We start from the raw sequence: 17521 nt of genomic DNA, 5'->3' as shown, positions 1-17521 counted from the left end.
CACCCCGAACGCCCCCACGCCGGTCCGCCCCACCGGCGGCACGGCCGGCGCGCCGTCGACGTCGGCGGCCGAGACCGCGATCGCGGCGGCGCGGTCGCAGCTCGGCGTCCCGTACTCGTGGGGCGGCGGCGGCAGCAACGGCCCCAGCAACGGCATCCCGCCGGACAGCCAGCTCTTCGGCTTCGACTGCTCGGGCCTGACGCAGTACGCCTACGCCCGGGCCGGGATCGCCATCGGCGGGACCAGCCGGGACCAGTGGTGGCTGAACAGGAACAAGCAGGTCGCGATCGGCGACCTGCAGCCCGGCGACCTGCTCTTCTGGGGCGGGGACCGGAGCGACTACATGTCCATCACGCACGTCGCGATCTACATCGGCGGCGGCCAGATGATCGAGGCGCCCGACCGCGGCCAGCACGTGACCATCGCGCGGGCGCGGACCTCGAGCAGCACGTACTTCGGGGCGGTGCGGCCGAGCGCACGCTGAGCCGGGACGTGAGGCGTCGGGCAGCCACGGGGGGAGCTGCCCGACGCACCGCACACGCTAGCAGTCCCGGCCTGCCGTGGGCAGGGGACCGCGCGCGCCCGCAGGTCGTTCCCGAAAGGCGCCCGCGGGTCGGTGGCGACGGCGCGGCGGGGCACGCCTCCGGTGTAGGACACTGGGCCGGGGCCGGCACGACACCGCCCCGTCGACGGCCTGCCCGAGCCGGGTGGTCGCGGCCCGGCACGACCAGGGAGCCACGTGTCCAGCGCTGCCAGCACACCGATCGAGAGCGCGCCCGCCCACCCGCAGGCGCCGGTGCCCCCCTCGGTCGACGCCGCCCGCCTGGAACGGGTGCTGTTCGAGATCAAGCGCGTCATCGTCGGCCAGGACCGGCTGGTCGAGCGGATGCTCGTCGCGCTGCTCGCCCGGGGTCACGTGCTCCTCGAGGGCGTGCCCGGCGTCGCGAAGACCCTCGCGGTCGAGACGCTGGCGACCGTCGTCGGCGGCAGCTTCTCCCGCCTGCAGTTCACCCCGGACCTGGTGCCGGCCGACATCATCGGCACGCGCATCTACAAGGCCGGCCAGGACGCCTTCGACACCGAGCTGGGGCCGGTCTTCGCCAACTTCCTGCTCACCGACGAGATCAACCGGGCCCCGGCCAAGGTGCAGTCGGCGCTGCTGGAGGTCATGGCCGAGCGGCAGGTCTCCATCGGCGGCGTGACCCACCCGCTGCCCGACCCGTTCCTCGTGCTGGCCACCCAGAACCCGATCGAGAACGAGGGCGTCTACCCCCTGCCCGAGGCGCAGCGCGACCGCTTCCTCATGAAGGTGCTGGTCGACTACCCCAGCGCCGAGGAGGAGCGCGAGATCATCTACCGGATGGGCTCGCAGCCGCCCGAGGCCGAGACGGTGCTCGGCCCCGACGAGCTCCGCCGGCTGCAGGGCACCGCGTCCCAGGTCTTCGTGCACCACGCCCTGGTCGACTACGTCGTCCGGCTCGTGGTGGCCACCCGGTCGCCGCGCGAGCACGGCATGGAGGACGTCGCCACCTGGGTGTCCTACGGCGCGAGCCCCCGCGCCTCGCTCGGGCTGATCGCCGCCAGCCGCGCGCTGGCACTGGTGCGCGGGCGGGACTACGTGCTCCCGCAGGACGTCCTGGACATCACCGCCGACGTGCTGCGCCACCGGCTGGTGCTCTCCTACGACGCGCTGGCCGACGGCGTGCCGGCCGACCACATCGTCAAGCGGATCGTGCAGACCGTCCCGCTGCCGCAGGTGGCGCCCCGGCAGGGCGCCTCCGGTGGCGGCCCGGGCGTCCCGGGCGGGCCCGCGGTGCCGCACGGCCAGGGTGGGCCGTTCTTCGGGCCGCCGCAGGGCATGCCGCAGGGCGGGCCGTGGGGCCAGAACGGCCCGCAGGCGCCCGGCGGCCCGCACTACGGCGCCGGCCCGCAGGGCCCCGGCCGGCCGGACCACGGCGAGAACGGCCGGCACGGCGGCCCGAACGGCACCGCACCCGGACCGCAGCGGACGTGATCGGCCGCCGACGCCGGGCGGAGCCGCCCCCGGCCGCGCCCGAGCACAAGGGGCTGCTGCTGCACCCGGCGACGCCCGGATCGGGCACCGGCCCGGGCGGCGAGGACGGCACGCCACCCCGCTTCACCGACGGGCCCGCCGACGTGCTGCTCCGCCGGCTGGAGCTGACCGTGCGGCGCCGGCTCGACGGCCTGCTGCAGGGGGACCACCTCGGCCTCGTCCCCGGTTCGGGCAGCGAGGCGGGTGACTCGCGGACCTACCACCCCGGCGACGACGTCCGGCGCATGGACTGGCCGGTGACCGCGCGCACCCAGGTCGCGCACGTCCGCGAGACCATCGCCGACCGCGAGCTGGAGACCTGGGCGGTGGTCGACCTCTCGGCGAGCCTGGACTTCGGCACCGCCAACTGCCAGAAGCGCGACCTCGCCATCGCCGGGCTCGCCGCGGTCGGCCACCTCACCGTGCACGGCGGCAACCGGCTCGGCGCCGTCGTCACCACGGGGGAGCGGGTCGACCGGTACCCGGCGCTGCCCGGCCGGCTGGCCGCCGAGCGGCTGCTCCGCTCGGTCGTGGCGACGCCGCGCGCGGGCTCGGGCCGCCGGGGGGACCTGGCCGCGGCGCTGGAGGCGCTGCGCCGCCCGCCGCGCCGCCGCGGGCTGGTCGTGGTGATCTCCGACTTCCTCGGGGACGACGACTGGGAGCGCCCGCTGCGCGGTCTGGGCGCCCGGCACGACCTGCTCGCCGTCGAGGTCGTCGACCCCCGCGAGCTCGAGCTGCCCGACGTCGGCCTGCTCACCGTCGTCGACCCCGAGACCGGCCAGACGCTCGAGGTGCCCACCGGCGACGCGGAGTTCCGCGCCCGGTACGCCGAGGGCGCCGCCGCGCAGCGGGCGCGGGTGGCCGCGGCGTTGCGCCGGGCCGGGGCCGGGCACCTGCAACTGCGGACCGACCGTGACTGGCTCATGGACGTCGTCCGCTTCGTCGCCGAGCGCCGGCGGGCCGGCAGCGGAGGGGCCTCCCGATGACGTTCCAGTCCCCGTGGTGGCTGCTGGCCCTGCTGGTGGTCGCCGCGCTCGTGGCCGTGTACGTGGTGCTGCAGCTGCGGCGCAAGGCGTACGCCGCCCGGTTCACCAACGTGGCTCTGCTCGGGTCGCTGGTGCCCAAGCGGCCCGGGTGGAAGCGGCACCTCGCCTTCGGGCTGGTCGCGCTCGGGCTGGCCACGCTCGTGGTGTCGCTGGCCGTGCCGAGCACCGAGGTGCGGGTCCCGCGGGAGCGGGCGACGGTGGTGATGGCCGTCGACGTCTCGCTGTCCATGGAGGCCGAGGACGTCGAGCCGACGCGCTTCCGGGCCATGCAGCGGGCGGCCACCGAGTTCGTGGACGTGCTGCCCGAGCGGATCAACCTGGGCCTGGTGACCTTCGCGGGCACGGCCACCACGGTGGTGCCGCCGACGACCGACCGGGGGCAGGTCGCCATCGCCATCGAGAACCTGCAGCTGGCCGAGGCGACGGCGATCGGCGAGGCGGTGTTCACCTCGCTCTCGGCGATCGAGAACTTCCAGGCGTCGCTGGAGAGCACCGGGGAGGAGCTGCCACCGGCGCGGATCGTGCTGCTGTCCGACGGCACCAACACCGTCGGCCGCGACGACACGCAGGCCATCGAGGCCGCGCGCGCCGCCGGGGTGCCGGTCTCCACGATCGCGTTCGGCACCGACTACGGCACCCTCGACATCGACGGCGAGCGGGTGCCGGTGCCGGTGGACCGGGCCGCGCTGGAGGAGATCGCCGACCAGACCGGCGGCAGCTACAGCGAGGCCGCCAGCGCTGCGGAGCTCGAGCAGGTGTACTCCGACCTGGGCAGCCAGAGCGCGGTCAGGAGCTGGGTCTCAGACGGTGAACCCGCGCTGGCGGCGGACGAGCTTCTTCAGCATGAACAGCGTCTGCAGCACCGTGACCAGGTACAGCACCGGCCAGCCGACGGACAGGATCGCCGACTGCACGCCGACGCTCTGCTGGCTCCAGGCGAAGATCAGCACGGCGAAGGTGGCCGCCGCGCACAGGGCCGGCATCACGTAGGCCGATCCGCGCCCGCGCTCCGCCGCGGCCTGGGCGGCCCAGTTGTCCTTCTCCACCCGCGCGAAGAACTGTACCCAGGCGCTCACGAAGTGGCCCATGCGGATCCACATGTACAGCTCGGCCGGTGCGAACAGCAGCGCGTAGAAGATGTCCGTGGCGCTCTTGTCGTGCATGGAGGCGGCGATCCGCAGGTTGAGCAGGGTCGCCACGACCGGGGGGATCAGCCAGACCGGGTTGAAGACGAAGGCGTCGATCGACAGGGCCGCGGCCAGCAGGAGCAGGAACGACATGCGGGTGCCGATGTTGAACAGCATCGAGATGTTCTCGTACCAGCGCAGCCGCAGGTTGGGGTGCATCGGCTGGCCCTTGGTGTCGCCGCGCTGACCCGGCCACAGCAGGTCGATGCCGCCGAAGTTCCACTTGACCTGCTGCCCGTGCAGCGCGCGCAGCGTGGTCATCGGGCCCACGAACGCGCGGGCCCGGGCGCTGATCTTCGTGCTGAACCCGGCGTCCTTGATCTGCAGGGAGAGCTTGGAGTCCTCCACCTCGGAGTCGCGCACCCACGGGGCGGCCTGGTGGTTGCGGTACATCACCATCTCCAGCGCGCGGACGCTGAAGAGGCTGCACTGCCCGCCGAGGACGGCCATGTTCCGGCCGCGGACGAGGTTGTCCATGTTGAAGCCGGCGAACTGGGCGCGCTGCCCGGCCACCAGGAAGCGCGCCATCGCGCCCTTCACCTTGGACTTGTCGAAGGTGTAGATGGCCGACAGCCCGCCGATGCGCGGGTCGGTCACCATCTCCTTCTCCAGCCACTCGACGCAGCGGCGGTCCAGCGTGGTGTCGCCGTCGACCCCGAGGATGTAGTCGTAGCCGCGGCTGACGTAGTAGCCGTAGTTGAGCGCGCCGACCTTCTTGTCGGGGTTCTCGCCGATGTCGTGCACGTGGACGACGGTGTGGAACGCCTCGCCCTTCACCACGCGCATGTGCTCACCCGCGAACTGCCGGGCGATCTCCGGGGTGTCGTCGTCGGTGTTGTTGATGATGACGTGGACGGCGTCCGGCGGCCGGGTCTGCGAGAGCAGCGAGGTGAGGACGTCGGCGATCGTCGACTCCTCGTTGTACGCCGGGATGATGCAGCTGATGGTGGCGTGCCGGCGCTCGTGGTGCGCCTGGCCGCCGCCGAACTCGTCGGGGACGAGCGAGCTGACGTCGGTGACCTCCTGGCCGCTGCGGGCCAGCAGGTGGACGCGGTCGGTGGCGCGGCGCATGCCGTGCAGGACGACCTCGGTCACAGCGAGTCCTCCTCGAGCAGCGGGAGCTCGAGCTGGTCGAGCACCGTCTGGCGGTAGTAGCGCCCGGAGTCGGGCATCGTCTCGACCAGCAGGTCGAACTGGACGTAGAGGGTCACCGCCGTCGCCGTGGGCGAGACGTCGGGCAGCGTGAACGCCGTGGCGTAGGTGAACGGCGGCATGAGCGCGAACTCGCCGCGGTCCTCGGCGGCGACCGTGCGCTGCGTCCCGTCGTCGGCCGTCGCGACGAACCGGGTGACCAGGATCTGCACGCCGGAGCGGGCGCCCTCCACGTGCGCGGCCAGCTGGAGGGTCTTGGGGTCGGACGTCGTCCAGGACTTGGCGTCCTGCTCGGTCCAGTAGTCGACGACCACGGTCTGGTCGCCGGCGGCGATGGTGCGGGTGAGCGAACCGGTGTCCAGGTCGCCGGCGGGGCGCTCGGGCGCAGCGGACGCGGTGGCCGCCGCCCCGGTCGCTCCGGCCGGCTCGGCCGTGTCCTCCGCGACGTCCTGCTCCTGGGAGAGCCCCGGGCTCATCGTGACGTCGGGAAAGGTGCAGCCCGCCGTCCCGGTCATCAGTGCGACGGCCAACCCGGCCGCCGCGGCGCCGGAGCGCAGCGTGCGTCGTGCCATGGATCCCCCCGTGTCCTCCTCGGATGGACGCACGGAGGGTGGAGATCGGACGCTCGTCCCCCCGGCTGCGACCGCTACGGACGGTAGGGAGCGAAAACCCGCCGCGGGGGCGGGTGCACCCGGACGGATGAACGGGGCCAGCCGGGTGGGTGACACGGCGGTCACCCTCCCGTGGAGTCGGGAGGGCGACCGCCCTGCGATCAGCTGCTCGGGTCGAGGACGAGCTTGCCGGTGGTGCGTCGGGCGAGCAGGTCCTGGTGGGCGTCGGCGACGGCCGACAGCGGGTAGCGGCCGCCGACGACGGGCTTGAGCTCACCGGCGTCGACCAGGGCCAGCAGGTCGGTCATGGCGGCGTCCATCATCTGCGGGCGGGCCATGCAGTGCGCCAGCCAGAAGCCGATGACCGCGCGGCTCTTCTGCATGAGGATGCCCGGCGGGACGGCGTGGGTCCTCGCACGCGCGGCCATGCCGTAGGTGACCAGCCGGCCGAACGGCGCGAGCGCCGACAGCGAGCCGGAGAAGACGTTGCCCCCGGTCATCTCGAGCACGATGTCGACCGGCCTGCCGCCGTTGGCCTCGCGCAGCGCGCCGGTGAAGGCCTTCGGGTCGTCGTCGGCCAGCGCCGGGTCGACGGTGGCGTGCGCGCCGAGCTGCTCGGCCAGCTGCCGCTTCTCGGGGGAGGAGGCGGTGGCGATGACCCGGCCGGCACCCCACCTCCGGGCCAGCTGCACGGCCAGCGAGCCGACTCCGCCGGCGCCGGCGATGACGACGACGGTCTCGCCCTCGGCCAGGTGTGCGCTGGTGCGCAGCAGGTGCCACGCGGTGGACCCCTGCAGGACCACGGCGAGCGCCTGCTCGTCGGTCACGCCGTCGGGCACCGCCCAGGTGAGGAAGTCGTGGGCGACGACCTTCTCGGCGTAGCCGCCGCCGTCGAGAAGGCCGACCACCCGCTGGCCGCCGCCGACCGGGGTGCCGACGAACTCCGCACCGGGGACCAGCGGCAGCTTCTGCTCGGCCAGGTAGCTGTTCTCGATCTGGTGGGTGTCGGCGTAGTTGATGCCGGCGGTGGAGACGTCGTAGAGCTTCTGGCCCGGGCCGGCCTCCGGCTCTGGCACGTCGACGACGGTCAGGACCTCGGGGCCACCGAACTCGGTGATCTGGACTGCGCGCATGGGGGCGAGGCTATGGCCTGCTCACCCCCGGACGTCGTTCCGGCCGGTCCCCGTTTGCGTGCTCGGCCGCGACGCGGTGGTCAGCTGCCGGTGAGCCGCTGCAGCCGGGTGGTCAGCGCGGTCCGCCGGTCGGCGTTGCCGTGCAGGTCCACGTACCGCTGCCCGAAGCCGGCCAGCAGCGTGTCGTCCAGCCGGCGCACGGCACCCGGGGGATAGCGGTAGTCCATCCGGGCGGTGATGCCGCTGTCGTCGACACCGCGGAGCACCTCACCCAGCTCCACAAGGCTGGTCACGCCCAGTTCGAGCAGCAGGCCGGAGATCCAGGTGTAGTGGTCCGGGCGCGACCAGCCGGCGTCGGCGTACTGCCCGGCCAGGAAGGCAGCCAGTTCCCGGGGCGCGATCCGAGGGTCGTCGGGGTCGATGTCGTCGGCCTCGTCGCTGGGAACCGGTGCCCGGAGGCGTTCGCGGATCGCGGTGAACTGCTGATCGGCCAGCTCCAGCAACCCGGCGGCCAGGGTGAACCGGCGGTCGAACTCGGGAGCGTGCTCGTCCGGCACCGTGCCCTTGTAGCGGATGTCGTGCTCGAACTCGGCCCACGCGTGCTGCAGCACCGTGCGCACCTGCACCTGCACCACGCGCCCGACCAGCTCCGGAAGCTCGTCCGCCCGGCCGGGGTCCACGCCGATCAGCAGGTGCCGGCTGGAGTAACCGAACCGGCCCTGCTGCGCGGTCCGCCGACCCATGTCGCGGTCGTCGATCACCCGCACCTGCGCGGCCAGCAGCTCGGCGACCGCCTCCACGTCGCTCTGCACGTAGGTGATCACCCGCACGCCGATCTGGTCGGTGATGTCCCGCGCCGGGTCCGGGTAAACAGGCACACCGTCGACCGTGCGGGCCGCCTTCTCCGCGAACGAGGCGATGCTCTTGGTCCGCCCGGTCACCGACAGGTAGTTGATCCCGGCGTCGTCGAGCACCCCGGTGACGAGCGCGAGCGCCTGCGCCCCGGCGACCAGGGCATCGGGCCGGCCGTCGGCGTACGCCTGGATGGCCTGCTGCACCGGGTCGGGCGGGGGTGCGGCGACCCGGGGGCCGGGCTGCAGGTCCGGCGGCAGGGTCGGGGTCACGATGGCGCCGCCGGCCGCGTCGCCGTAGGTGGTCACCTCGTCCGGGCGCCGGACGGCGATCCAAGCCACGTAGGCGCACACGACGGCGTCGACCTGGTCCTCCGCCGCCCGCAGCTCGCTCTTGCGGGTGGCGGCCTGCACCTGCCGGCGCAGCGCGGCGAACGGTGCACCGAGCTCCAGCTCGGCCACCGCGCCCAATAGGTCGATGAGCAGCAGCAGCTCCGCGCGCAGCTGCTCGAGCACCCGGCCCGGCTTGTTCTTGTACTTCAGCGTGCGGCCCAGCCGGAACAGCGCCACCGTCGCCGCGTGCGGGTAGACCTCGATCGCCCGGCGGTCGCGGCCCGAACGGGGGTCGAGGTCCAGCTTCAGGCGCCGGCCGATCCGCCCGCCGCGGGTGTCGCCACCGGTGAACTCGGGTTTGCCGGTGTTCGTCGGGTGCGCCCCGGCCTGGAACCTCGCGAAGTCGGCGTTCAGCGCCCGCTCGGCGGCCCGGTTCCCGGTGGCGTTGGTGACCACCAGCGGGGCGTCGATCGCCACGATGCACGGGCCGGCGGTGAACGGGGCCAGCGCGGTCTCGATCTCCTCGTCGGTGCGCACCGCGCTGACGTGCACCAGCCGGCCGGCGTCGTCCAGCACGGCGAGGCCGGTCGGTTGCTTGAGCCCCCAGGCGAGGTCGATCCCGATGTGGTGCACAGGGTCAGCATGCCCGGCCCCGCAGCTCGTCGGGGCTCGTCCCCGTGAGATCTGCCTGGCGTGTGCGTGTGACGGTCTGCCCGAGGTCGCTCGGCTGAGCGCCGTCCTCTGGCCGGCCTGTTCTCCGGGTGGAGGAACGCGAGGACATGCATGGACCGGCTGCGCGCATAGCGTGACGACACCGACTCGCCGCAGGCGCGGCTCCCCGAGCCGCCCGCCCGCAGGCCGTCAGGTGAGTTGCCGGGCAGCCGGTGGGGGTGTCGGCAACGTCGACTCTTCGGGATCCGGTACGAGGGCAAGACCGGGCTGTCGACCTCGGACTTCTCCTTGGGCGGGCTGACACCCGTGAGCGCGCCGACCCGGGAACGCTCCAGCGCCGACGGGGGGCTGGCGCCCGCCTTCGCCGCGGTGCGCGTGCGGCTCCTGCTGGTCGCCGCGCTCTTCGCGCTCGCCGGCGCGGGGTGGTGGTGGACGGTCGACCGGACGCAGGTCATGGACGACGGGCCGTGGACCGGCCTCGGCACGCTCGGCTGGTTCCTCGTCGTGTGGGTCGTGATGACGGCGGCGATGATGTTCCCGTCGGTCGCACCGACGATCGCCCTCTACTCCCGCATGACCGGGCGCCGGTCCCCGCTCTCACCGCTGCTGTTCACCGGCGGCAATCTGGCCACGTGGGCCGGCGCCGGACTGTCCGCCTTCGCGCTCGCAGCGATCCTCGGCCGGGTGCCGGGCGATCTCCTGGCCTGGGACCGGGCGGGCCGATGGATCGCGGGTGGCACGCTGGTCGTCGCGGCGGCGTACGAGCTGAACCCGTTGAAGGACGTCTGTCCCGGTGCCGCAGCCCGCTCGGGTTCCTGCTCGGCTCGTGGCGGGACGGCCGCCGGGGCGCGTTCCTGATGGGGGCGAAGAACGGCGCCTGGTACGTCGGCTGCTGCTGGGCACTCATGGCCTCGTTGTTCGCCCTGGGGGTCATGAGCATCGTGTGGATGGCCCTCGTCGCCGGGTTGACCGCGGTCGAGAAGACCCTGCCCTGGCGCAGGGTCGCGACGTACAGGACGGCCGCTGTGCTGCTCGGCCCGGGCCTGCTGCTGTTCGTGGCCCGGGACGCCGTCCCGGCCCTCACGGTTCCCGGGGCCGGGGAGACGGGCACGATGGCTCCGATGGGCTCCTAGAACATGCGGCGGACGCCCCGAGCGGTGGTCGCCCGTGGTGTCCCGCAGCAGTCTCCTGCAGCGGCGGCGTGCGAGGGACTCCACGGGGTCCTCCGACTCCTTGACTGCGGCTGTGGCCCGCGCCACAGTGCCCTGCGGCGAATCGGCCACCGGTCGCATCGAGGAGAGACATGAGCGAGACGACGCAGGAGCTCAGGGCGCGGCAGGAGGGCCGGCTCGCCGACCCGGACGTGGAGCTGCGCACCGATCCACGACTGCACCCCGGTCTGCGGGCGACGTTCGCGGCATTCCAGCTGGACCGGCACGCCGCCCCGCCGCCGTTCGACCGCAGCGCCCCGCCGGAGGCGGTCGCCGAGTTCGTCGGCGCCTCGCACGCCGCCTTCGAAGAGCTGTACGCCGCCGTCCCCAGCGACTGGCCCGACGAGGTACGCGCCGATGTCGGCCACCGAAGGGAGACGGTGACCTCGGTCGACGGAGCAGAGATCCCGCTGCACGTGTTCCGTCCGGCCGGCGTCGACGGGCCGCTGCCGTGCGTCGTCTACATCCACGGCGGCGGCATGACGATCCTCGAGGCGCACAACGCGGTGCACCGACGCTGGAGCGAGGATCTCGCCCTGACCGGCATGGTGGTGGTCACCGTCGGCTTCCGGAACGCCTGGACCGAGCAGGGGCCCAACCCGTTCCCGGTGGGGCTGGACGACTGCAGCTCCGCGCTCGACTGGGTGCACGAACACCGCGCCGAGCTGGGCATCACCCGGATCGTCCTGCAGGGGGAGTCCGGCGGGGCCAACCTCGTGCTGGCCACCACGTTGAAGGCCAAGCGGGAGAACCGGCTGGACCGCATCGACGGCGTCTACGCGATGGTCCCGTACATCAGTGGCGGCTACGGCTGGAGCCGCGAGCGCAAGCTCCGCGAGCTGCCGTCGATGGTCGAGAACGACGGGCACTACATCAACTGCGACATGATGGACATGCTCGTGGCGGTCTACGACCCGACCGGCGAGAACGCGGAGAACCCGCTCGCCTGGCCGTACTTCGCCACCGAGGACGACGTCGCGGGGTTGCCCCCGCACGTGATCGCAGTCAACGAGCTCGACCCGCTGCGCGACGAGGGGATCGCCTACTTCCGGCTGCTGCAGCGGGCCGGGGTCCCGGTGGTCGGCCGCGTGAACCTCGGCCTCACCCACGCCGCGGACATGTCCTTCCGTGCGGCCGTGCCCGAGGCGTACAAGGCGGCGGTGCGCGACATCCGGGGGTTCGCTGACACGCTCTGAGTGACGACGGCGCTGGTCGGTACACGCCCCATGGCGCGTGCCGCCTGCCCGGGTGGAGGAGGCGACCGGGACCGGACCTCAGGTGCCCCGTAGTGATCGATCCTCTCGAGGTGGCAGGTGCGCAGTTGTACGCCGTCATCGAGAGTGCGCCCGGGCGGGGACCGCGGCCGGCGCGTCAACCGCTCAGCCGGCCCCCGTTTCCGACGTCGAGCGGTGGGGTCGCGCCGTCCCGCACGCGGGTCGACAGGTGACCACAGCAGTGCTGCAGGCGCTGGAATCCGGACGTGTCAGCCGGTCCATCCCTCCGTCGCGGCCCAGGCCGTCGCGGCCGAGCAGTACGAGCGGGCCTCCGCGTTGCGCGACCAGGTCGCCGAAGCGCAGCGGAGGCCCAGGACGGTGGCGGGGAAGGGCCGGCCGTCCCCGGGGTGGGCGTCGAGGACATCGCCGAGGTGGTGTCCCGGGCCACCGGCAGCCCGGTCAGCCAGCTCACCCAGGAGGAGATGTCGCGGCTGCTCGAACTCGAGCAGCGCCTGCACGAGCGGGTGGTCGGCCAGGACGAGGCGGTCGACGTCGTCGCCGAGGCGGTGCGCCGCTCCCGGGTCGGCCTGGGCGACCCGGATCGACCGATCGGCAGCTTCCTCTTCCTGGGGCCGACCGGCGTGGGCAAGACCGAGCTGGCGCGGGTCCCCGCCCGGCTACGTCGGGTACGAGGACGCCGGGCAGCTCACCGAGGCGGTGCGCCGCCGGCCGTACTCGGTGGTGCTCTTCGACGAGGTGGAGAAGGCCCACCCCGACGTCTTCAACACCCTGCTGCAGGTGCTCGACGACGGCCGGCTCACCGACTCCCAGGGCCGGACCGTCGACTTCCGCAGCACCGTGAGCATCATGACCAGCAACCTCGGGTCGGAGCTGATCGTCGGCCGGCACACCCCGCTCGGCTTCGGCAACGGGGGCGAGGGCGTGGCGGACGAGTCGCTGCGCGACCGGCTGATGCGGCGGCTGCGCGAATCGTTCCGCCCGGAGTTCCTCAACCGGATCGACGAGATCGTGGTGTTCCGTCAGCTGGAACGCACCCAGCTGGAGCGGATCACCGACCTGCTGCTCGAGGAGACCCGCCGGCGGCTCCGGGCCCAGGGCATCGAGCTCGACGTCAGCCCGGAGGCGGTCAGCTGGCTCGCCGAGCGCGGCTTCGAGCCGCAGTTCGGCGCGCGCCCGTTGCGCCGGGCCATCCAGCGCGAGGTCGACAACCGGCTCTCCCGCTTGTTGCTCGACGGTCGGGTGCGCAGCGGTCAGCGGGTGCACGCCGTGGTCGGGGACGGTCGGCTCGACTTCGAGGTGGCGGTCGAGGCGATCATCCAGAACTGGTGGCGCCAGGGGATGATGGGCGGGGCGAAGGCGCACCACGACGGCGTCGTCGCGTTCTCCCAGACGGACTTCACCGACGACCTGAAGAAGATCACCGTGCCCGTGCTGGTCATGCACGGCGACGACGACCAGGTCGTGCCCTACGCCGGCTCCGCCCCGCGCTCGGCCGAGCTGCTGCCGAACGGGACGCTCAGGACGTACTCCGGCTTCCCCCACGGCATGCCGACCACGCAGGCCGGGACGATCAACGCCGATCTGCTGGCCTTCCTGCAGGACTGACCCGCCCCTCGCAGCCGCGCCGCCCGGGCGCCGGCCTCAGGTGCTCAGGCGGTCTGCTCCTGGCGGCGGGGGAGCACCCAGTCGGGCCGCACGTAGTGGCAGGTGTAGCCGAACGGGATCTTCTGCAGGTAGTCCTGGTGCTCCTCCTCGGCCTCCCAGAAGTCGCCGGCCGGCTCGACCTCGGTGACGACCTTCCCCGGCCAGATGCCCGAGGCGTCGACGTCGGCGATGGTGTCGAGCGCGACGCGCTGCTGCTCGTCGCTGGTGTAGAAGATCGCCGAGCGGTAGCTGCGACCGATGTCGTTGCCCTGGCGGTCCTTGGTCGACGGGTCGTGGATCTGGAAGAAGAACTCCAGCAGCTCGCGGAACGAGATGACGTCGGGGTCGAAGACGATCTCGACCGCCTCCGCGTGGTCACCGTGGTTCCGGTAGGTGGCGTTCGGGGTGTCTCCCCCGGAGTAGCCGACCCGGGTCGAGATCACCCCGGGGCGCTTGCGCAGCAGCTCCTGCGCGCCCCAGAAGCAACCGCCGGCGAGGATCGCGGTCTCGGTGGTCAATGTGCCTCCCTCTGTCGTGGTGACGACTAGAGAACACCGCGACCGGCCCCGCTGTTTCGCCCGGTGCCCCGACCTCGGTGTCCGGTGCGCCCGGTGGGGCTCGGCTCGCGCCGCCGGTCTCCCCGCCGCCGGCCCGCCCGCCGTCACCCGCGGCCGGCGTCCCCACGGCCCGTGACCGTGGGGACGCCGCCTGCGCGTGCCCCGAGCGCGCCGCCTCGCCCGTCAGTCCCGGGAGCCGAGCGCCAGCCGGGCGAGCGGGACGAGCGCGGCCCCCTGCACGAGGGCCCCGGCGACGCTGACGGCGTTCGGGAACTCCCCGCTGGCGAGCACGAACCCGACGACGGTCACCACCGCCGGCCACCAGCCCACCGCGCGACGGGAGCGGTGCAGGGCGACGGCCAGCGCGACGGTGCCCAGGATGGCGCAGATCAGCAGCCAGCCGACCGGGTCGATGATCGCGCCCTGCAGCCGGACGAAGGCCTCGGTCCCGCCGGGCAGGACCGCGCCGTCCTCGACCATCGCGAGCGCGGCGAGCCGGAGCCCGACGAACGCACCGCCACCGACCGCCCCCAGGGTCAGCAGCGCCGCGGACAGCGCGGACGCGATCGGCGCGGTCCGCCGGAGCACCACCGCCGCGAGCGCGCCGACGGCGACCATCGTGGTCATCGCGAGCCCGTAGGCGAGCGTCGAGGCGACCATCGCGCCGCTGTCGGCGGCGACCCCGGTCAGGTAGACCTCGGCATCCTGGCGCGGGAGCCCTGCGCTGTTGAGCGCGTACTGCGCGGCCATCGCGGCAGGTGACACGAGCGCGGCGCCGGCCAGGGCCGGGAGCCGCCACGCCCGTGGCCGGTCGCCGCGTGCGGCCGGCGCGGCATCGGGGGCGCCGGCGCCGGTGACCACGGCGTGGTCCGGCGCGCTGAGGGTCGCGCCCATCCTGATCTCGGTCGTCGGGGCGGGGGTGCTGACGTGCTGCGTCATGGCGGGATCTCCAGGTCGTCTCGGCGGCGGGGTGCCGTGCGAGCTGCCGGAAGGCTCCGGCCGGCCACGTCCTGCCGTCATCGGACGCCGGTCCCGATCGGGTGCAGGACCGCTGTCCCTCCCACCCGGGACACCATCTGCTGAGAACATCCGTCCATGCAGCCGCGTTCCGCGACCAGGGACCCGCGCCGGCGCCCGTGGCGCGGGCTGGCGGCGGGCGGCGGCGCGGCGTGCGTGGCGCTGGCCGCGGCCACCCTGGTGCTGCAGGTGCTGCCGGCCGACGGTCCGGACTACCCGGCGGGGAGTGCGCTGCGCGGGGTGCTGGCCGGGATGGCGTACGGGGTGCTCGGCGCCGTCGTCGCGACCCGGCTCCCGCGCACGCCGGTCGGCTGGCTGATGGTCGTGGTGGGCCTGAGCAACGCCGTGTCGTCGTTCACCGGGTCGCTGGCGCACCTGCTGCTGACGGAGACCCCCGGCCACACCGCCGGCGCCCTGCTGCACTGGGTCGCCGGGTTCACCTGGGTACCGGGCTACACGCTGGTGCCCTCGGTGCTCCTGCTGTTCCTGCCCACCGGCTCCCTGCCGTCGCCGCGGTGGCGCTGGGTGGTCGCGGTGTCGGGCGGCGCGACGGTCGCAGCCACCGTGGCGTGGGCGGTGACGCCGTACGACCAGCGCGACATCGCCCCGCCCGCGTACTACGGCGAGCTGGACCACCCGGTGCCCCTCGACGGCGCCTGGACCGCCGTGAGCGCGATCCTGCCTGTGGTGGTGCTCGGCGCGCTGCTCGGCGTGGCATCGCTCGTGCTCCGCCTGCGGCGGACGTCGGGGCAGGAGCGCGACCACGTCGTCCTGGTGGCCGCCGGCGCCGCCGCGACGCTGGCCCTGCTGGTCGCGGGGTGGCTGCTGCCGGTCGCCTCGGCGGCGTTCGTCGCGGCGGCGATGGTGCCGCTCCCGGCCGCCATCACCTACGCCATGGTCCGTCGCCGGTTGTGGGACCTCGACGTCGTGGTGAACCGGGCGCTGGTCTACGGCGCGCTCACCGTGCTGACCCTGGCCGCCTACGGTGCCCTCCTCGCGGTGCTCACCGGGCTGGCCCAGCGGGTGACGGAGGACTGGGAGCTCCTCCTGTTCGTCCTGGCCGCGATGGCGGTGCAGCCGCTCAAGGACCGCGTGCAGCGTGCCGTCAACCGGCTGCTGTACGGCCAGGCCGACGAGCCGTACGCCGGCGTCTCGCGCCTGGCCGAACGGCTCACCTCCGCGAGCTCGCCGGGCGCGGTGCTGCCGGCGGTGGTGGACGTGGTGGCCCGCACCCTGCTCCTCCCGTACGCCGAGCTGCGCGTGGCCCACCACGGGGCGGTGGTGCACGGCCGGCGTGACCCGGGAGCGGAGACGCTGACGGTCCCGCTGGTCTACTCCGGCCGTTCGGTGGGGGAGCTCGTCGTCGCCGTGCCACCGGGAGGTGTCGGTGAGCGCGGCCGCAGGCTGCTCGAGGAGCTGGCCCGCCACGCCGCCGTGGCAGCGCACGCCGCGGCCCTCCAGGTGGAGCTGCACCGCTCGCGCGAGCACATCGTGACCTCGCGGGAGGAGGAGCGCCGGCGGCTGCGCCACGACCTGCACGACGACCTCGGCCCCGGACTGGCCGCCACCGCCATGCAGCTCGACGTCGCCGCCGACCTCGTGCACACCGACCCCGACCGGGCCGCCGCCGTCCTCGAGGCCGCAGCCGGCTACCTCCGGGGCAGCGTCTCCGACGTCCGGCGCATCGTCGACGACCTGCGGCCGGCCGCGCTGGACGACCTGGGGCTGGTGCCGGCGGTGCAGGAGGCGGCGGAGCGCCTGCGCACCGCCGGGGTGGAGGTCGCGGTGACCGGAGAGGGTCCGCTCACCGGCCTCTCGGCGGCGGCCGAGGTCGCGGCCTACCGGATCACCGCGGAGGCGCTGGCCAACGTGGCCAAGCACTCCGGGGCGCGGCACGTCGACGTCCGCCTCGAGCAGGTGGACGGCGTCCTCACGGTGCGGGTGGCCGACGACGGCGTCGGGCTCGCCCGGCAGGCGACGGCCGGGGTGGGGCTCACCTCGATGCACCAGCGGGCCACCGAGCTGGGCGGTTCGTGCACCGTCACCGGCGGCCGCGGTGGGACGACCGTCGTCGCGACGCTGCCGGCGGACCGCCCAGCCGGTCCGGCCCAGGAACGCCTCGTGGAGGTCACGGCATGACCGATCGGTTGTCCGTCCTGGTCGCCGACGACCACCCGATGTTCCGGGCCGGCATCGCCGCGCTGGTGGACGCGCTGCCCTGGGCCCACGTCGTCGGGCAGGCAGCCGACGGCGACGAGGCGGTCGCGCTCGCGCTGGCCGAGCGGCCCGACGTCGTCCTGATGGACCTGCACATGCCGGGCACCAACGGGCTGGAGGCGATCCGGAAGCTCGCCGCCGAGCTGCCCACGGCGGCCTGCCTGGTGCTGACCATGGTCGAGAACGACGACACCGTGGCGGCCGCGCTCCGTGCCGGCGCGCGCGGCTACCTGCTGAAGGGGGCCAGCCGGCAGGAGATCACCCGGGCGCTCGAGGCGGTGGGGCACGGAGAGGTCATCCTCGGCGCGGCGGTCGGTCCGGCGGTGCTCACCCGGCTCATCACCCGGAACGAGCGGTTGACGCCGTTCCCGCAGTTGACCGAGCGTGAGCACGAGGTGCTCGACCTCGTCGCCCGCGGGCTGAGCAACGGCGAGATCGCCCGCCGCCTCTACCTGTCGGAGAAGACGGTGCGCAACGTCGTGTCCACGGTGTTCACGAAGCTGCCGGTGGAGTCCCGGCCCCAGGCGATCGCGATGGCCCGCGACGCGGGGCTCGGAGGGGCGGAGCTCCCCTGAGAGGCGCGCGGCTCCTGCCTCGTCGGG

The 17521-nt window shown here is 73.8% G+C and carries 13 protein-coding genes and 3 pseudogenes; 9 read left to right on the top strand and 7 right to left on the bottom strand.

What is annotated here, in order from left to right; genetic code table 11:
- The 4 genes and pseudogenes from E9549_RS16490 to E9549_RS24250 all read left to right on the top strand — a co-directional run.
- Nucleotides 1-484: C40 family peptidase (locus E9549_RS16490; RefSeq protein ID WP_236827676.1), on the top strand; the 484-nt coding region annotated here is incomplete at its 5' end.
- A gap of 339 nt (nt 485-823) precedes the next feature.
- A pseudogene (locus E9549_RS16485) lies at nt 824-1744 on the top strand (AAA family ATPase); the annotation flags it as partial.
- A 266-nt stretch (nt 1745-2010) separates the two neighbouring features.
- Nucleotides 2011-3039: a DUF58 domain-containing protein gene (locus E9549_RS16480; RefSeq protein ID WP_236827674.1), complete on the top strand. Its 1029-nt coding sequence runs from the start codon at nt 2011-2013 to the stop codon at nt 3037-3039.
- A pseudogene (locus E9549_RS24250) lies at nt 3036-3800 on the top strand (VWA domain-containing protein); the annotation flags it as partial. The gene E9549_RS16480 and the pseudogene E9549_RS24250, both read left to right, overlap by 4 nt.
- A gap of 99 nt (nt 3801-3899) precedes the next feature.
- Here E9549_RS24250 and E9549_RS16470 read toward each other — a convergent pair.
- The 4 genes from E9549_RS16470 to E9549_RS16455 form a co-directional block, all read right to left on the bottom strand.
- Entirely contained in the window at nt 3900-5381 is a 1482-nt protein-coding gene (locus tag E9549_RS16470) for a glycosyltransferase (protein WP_236827673.1), read from the bottom strand.
- Nucleotides 5378-6010, bottom strand: a complete 633-nt coding sequence (locus E9549_RS16465; protein WP_236827672.1) for a hypothetical protein — start codon at nt 6008-6010, stop codon at nt 5378-5380. Before E9549_RS16465 ends, E9549_RS16470 begins: the two co-directional genes overlap by 4 nt.
- A 200-nt stretch (nt 6011-6210) precedes the next feature.
- Entirely contained in the window at nt 6211-7182 is a 972-nt protein-coding gene (locus tag E9549_RS16460) for an NADPH:quinone oxidoreductase family protein (RefSeq protein WP_236827671.1), read from the bottom strand.
- 80 nt (nt 7183-7262) lie between these two features.
- A complete protein-coding gene (locus E9549_RS16455) occupies nt 7263-8999 on the bottom strand; it encodes a DUF429 domain-containing protein (protein WP_236827670.1) in 1737 nt (578 codons plus the stop codon).
- Between the two features lie 492 nt (nt 9000-9491).
- Here E9549_RS16455 and E9549_RS24520 point away from each other — a divergent pair.
- Nucleotides 9492-10171, top strand: a pseudogene (locus tag E9549_RS24520) (DUF2182 domain-containing protein).
- Nucleotides 10172-10341: 170 nt separating this feature from the next.
- Entirely contained in the window at nt 10342-11445 is a 1104-nt protein-coding gene (locus tag E9549_RS16440) for an alpha/beta hydrolase (protein ID WP_236827668.1), read from the top strand.
- A 287-nt stretch (nt 11446-11732) separates the two neighbouring features.
- Here the strand turns inward: E9549_RS16440 and E9549_RS16435 are convergent, their stop codons facing one another.
- Entirely contained in the window at nt 11733-11981 is a 249-nt protein-coding gene (locus E9549_RS16435) for a hypothetical protein (RefSeq protein ID WP_236827667.1), read from the bottom strand.
- A 199-nt stretch (nt 11982-12180) separates the two neighbouring features.
- Between E9549_RS16435 and E9549_RS16430 the strand changes: the two genes are divergently transcribed.
- Nucleotides 12181-13089 carry an AAA family ATPase gene (locus tag E9549_RS16430; RefSeq protein ID WP_236827666.1) on the top strand — a complete coding sequence of 303 codons (909 nt, stop codon included), beginning with the start codon at nt 12181-12183 and terminating at the stop codon, nt 13087-13089.
- Between the two features lie 44 nt (nt 13090-13133).
- Here the strand turns inward: E9549_RS16430 and msrA are convergent, their stop codons facing one another.
- Together msrA and E9549_RS16420 are read right to left on the bottom strand one after the other, a co-directional pair.
- Nucleotides 13134-13646 carry a peptide-methionine (S)-S-oxide reductase MsrA gene (gene msrA, locus E9549_RS16425; protein ID WP_236827665.1) on the bottom strand — a complete coding sequence of 171 codons (513 nt, stop codon included), beginning with the start codon at nt 13644-13646 and terminating at the stop codon, nt 13134-13136.
- Nucleotides 13647-13868: 222 nt separating this feature from the next.
- Nucleotides 13869-14624 (bottom strand): hypothetical protein, encoded by a 756-nt coding sequence (locus tag E9549_RS16420; protein WP_236827664.1) that lies wholly within the window; start codon nt 14622-14624, stop codon nt 13869-13871.
- Nucleotides 14625-14780: 156 nt separating this feature from the next.
- Here E9549_RS16420 and E9549_RS16415 point away from each other — a divergent pair, with 156 nt between their 5' ends.
- Nucleotides 14781-16841 carry a sensor histidine kinase gene (locus E9549_RS16415; protein WP_236827663.1) on the top strand — a complete coding sequence of 687 codons (2061 nt, stop codon included), beginning with the start codon at nt 14781-14783 and terminating at the stop codon, nt 16839-16841.
- Entirely contained in the window at nt 16838-17494 is a 657-nt protein-coding gene (locus tag E9549_RS16410; protein WP_236827662.1) for a response regulator transcription factor, read from the top strand. The genes E9549_RS16415 and E9549_RS16410 overlap by 4 nt, the downstream gene beginning before the upstream one ends.
- The last annotated feature ends 27 nt before the right edge of the window (nt 17495-17521 follow it).

This window comes from Blastococcus sp. MG754426 (assembly GCF_021699055.1).
Taxonomy (GTDB): domain Bacteria; phylum Actinomycetota; class Actinomycetes; order Mycobacteriales; family Geodermatophilaceae; genus Blastococcus.
This window is presented reverse-complemented; position numbering and strand designations above follow the sequence as displayed.

Excerpts from the sequence above, each read along its gene's own strand:
- E9549_RS16465 (WP_236827672.1), bottom strand. The coding sequence starts at position 6,010 with ATGGCACGACGCACGCTGCGCTCCGGCGCCGCGGCGGCCGGGTTGGCC.
- E9549_RS16460 (WP_236827671.1), bottom strand. The coding sequence starts at position 7,182 with ATGCGCGCAGTCCAGATCACCGAGTTCGGTGGCCCCGAGGTCCTGACC.
- E9549_RS16440 (WP_236827668.1), top strand. The coding sequence starts at position 10,342 with ATGAGCGAGACGACGCAGGAGCTCAGGGCGCGGCAGGAGGGCCGGCTC.
- E9549_RS16420 (WP_236827664.1), bottom strand. The coding sequence starts at position 14,624 with ATGACGCAGCACGTCAGCACCCCCGCCCCGACGACCGAGATCAGGATG.
- E9549_RS16415 (WP_236827663.1), top strand. The coding sequence starts at position 14,781 with ATGCAGCCGCGTTCCGCGACCAGGGACCCGCGCCGGCGCCCGTGGCGC.
- E9549_RS16410 (WP_236827662.1), top strand. The coding sequence starts at position 16,838 with ATGACCGATCGGTTGTCCGTCCTGGTCGCCGACGACCACCCGATGTTC.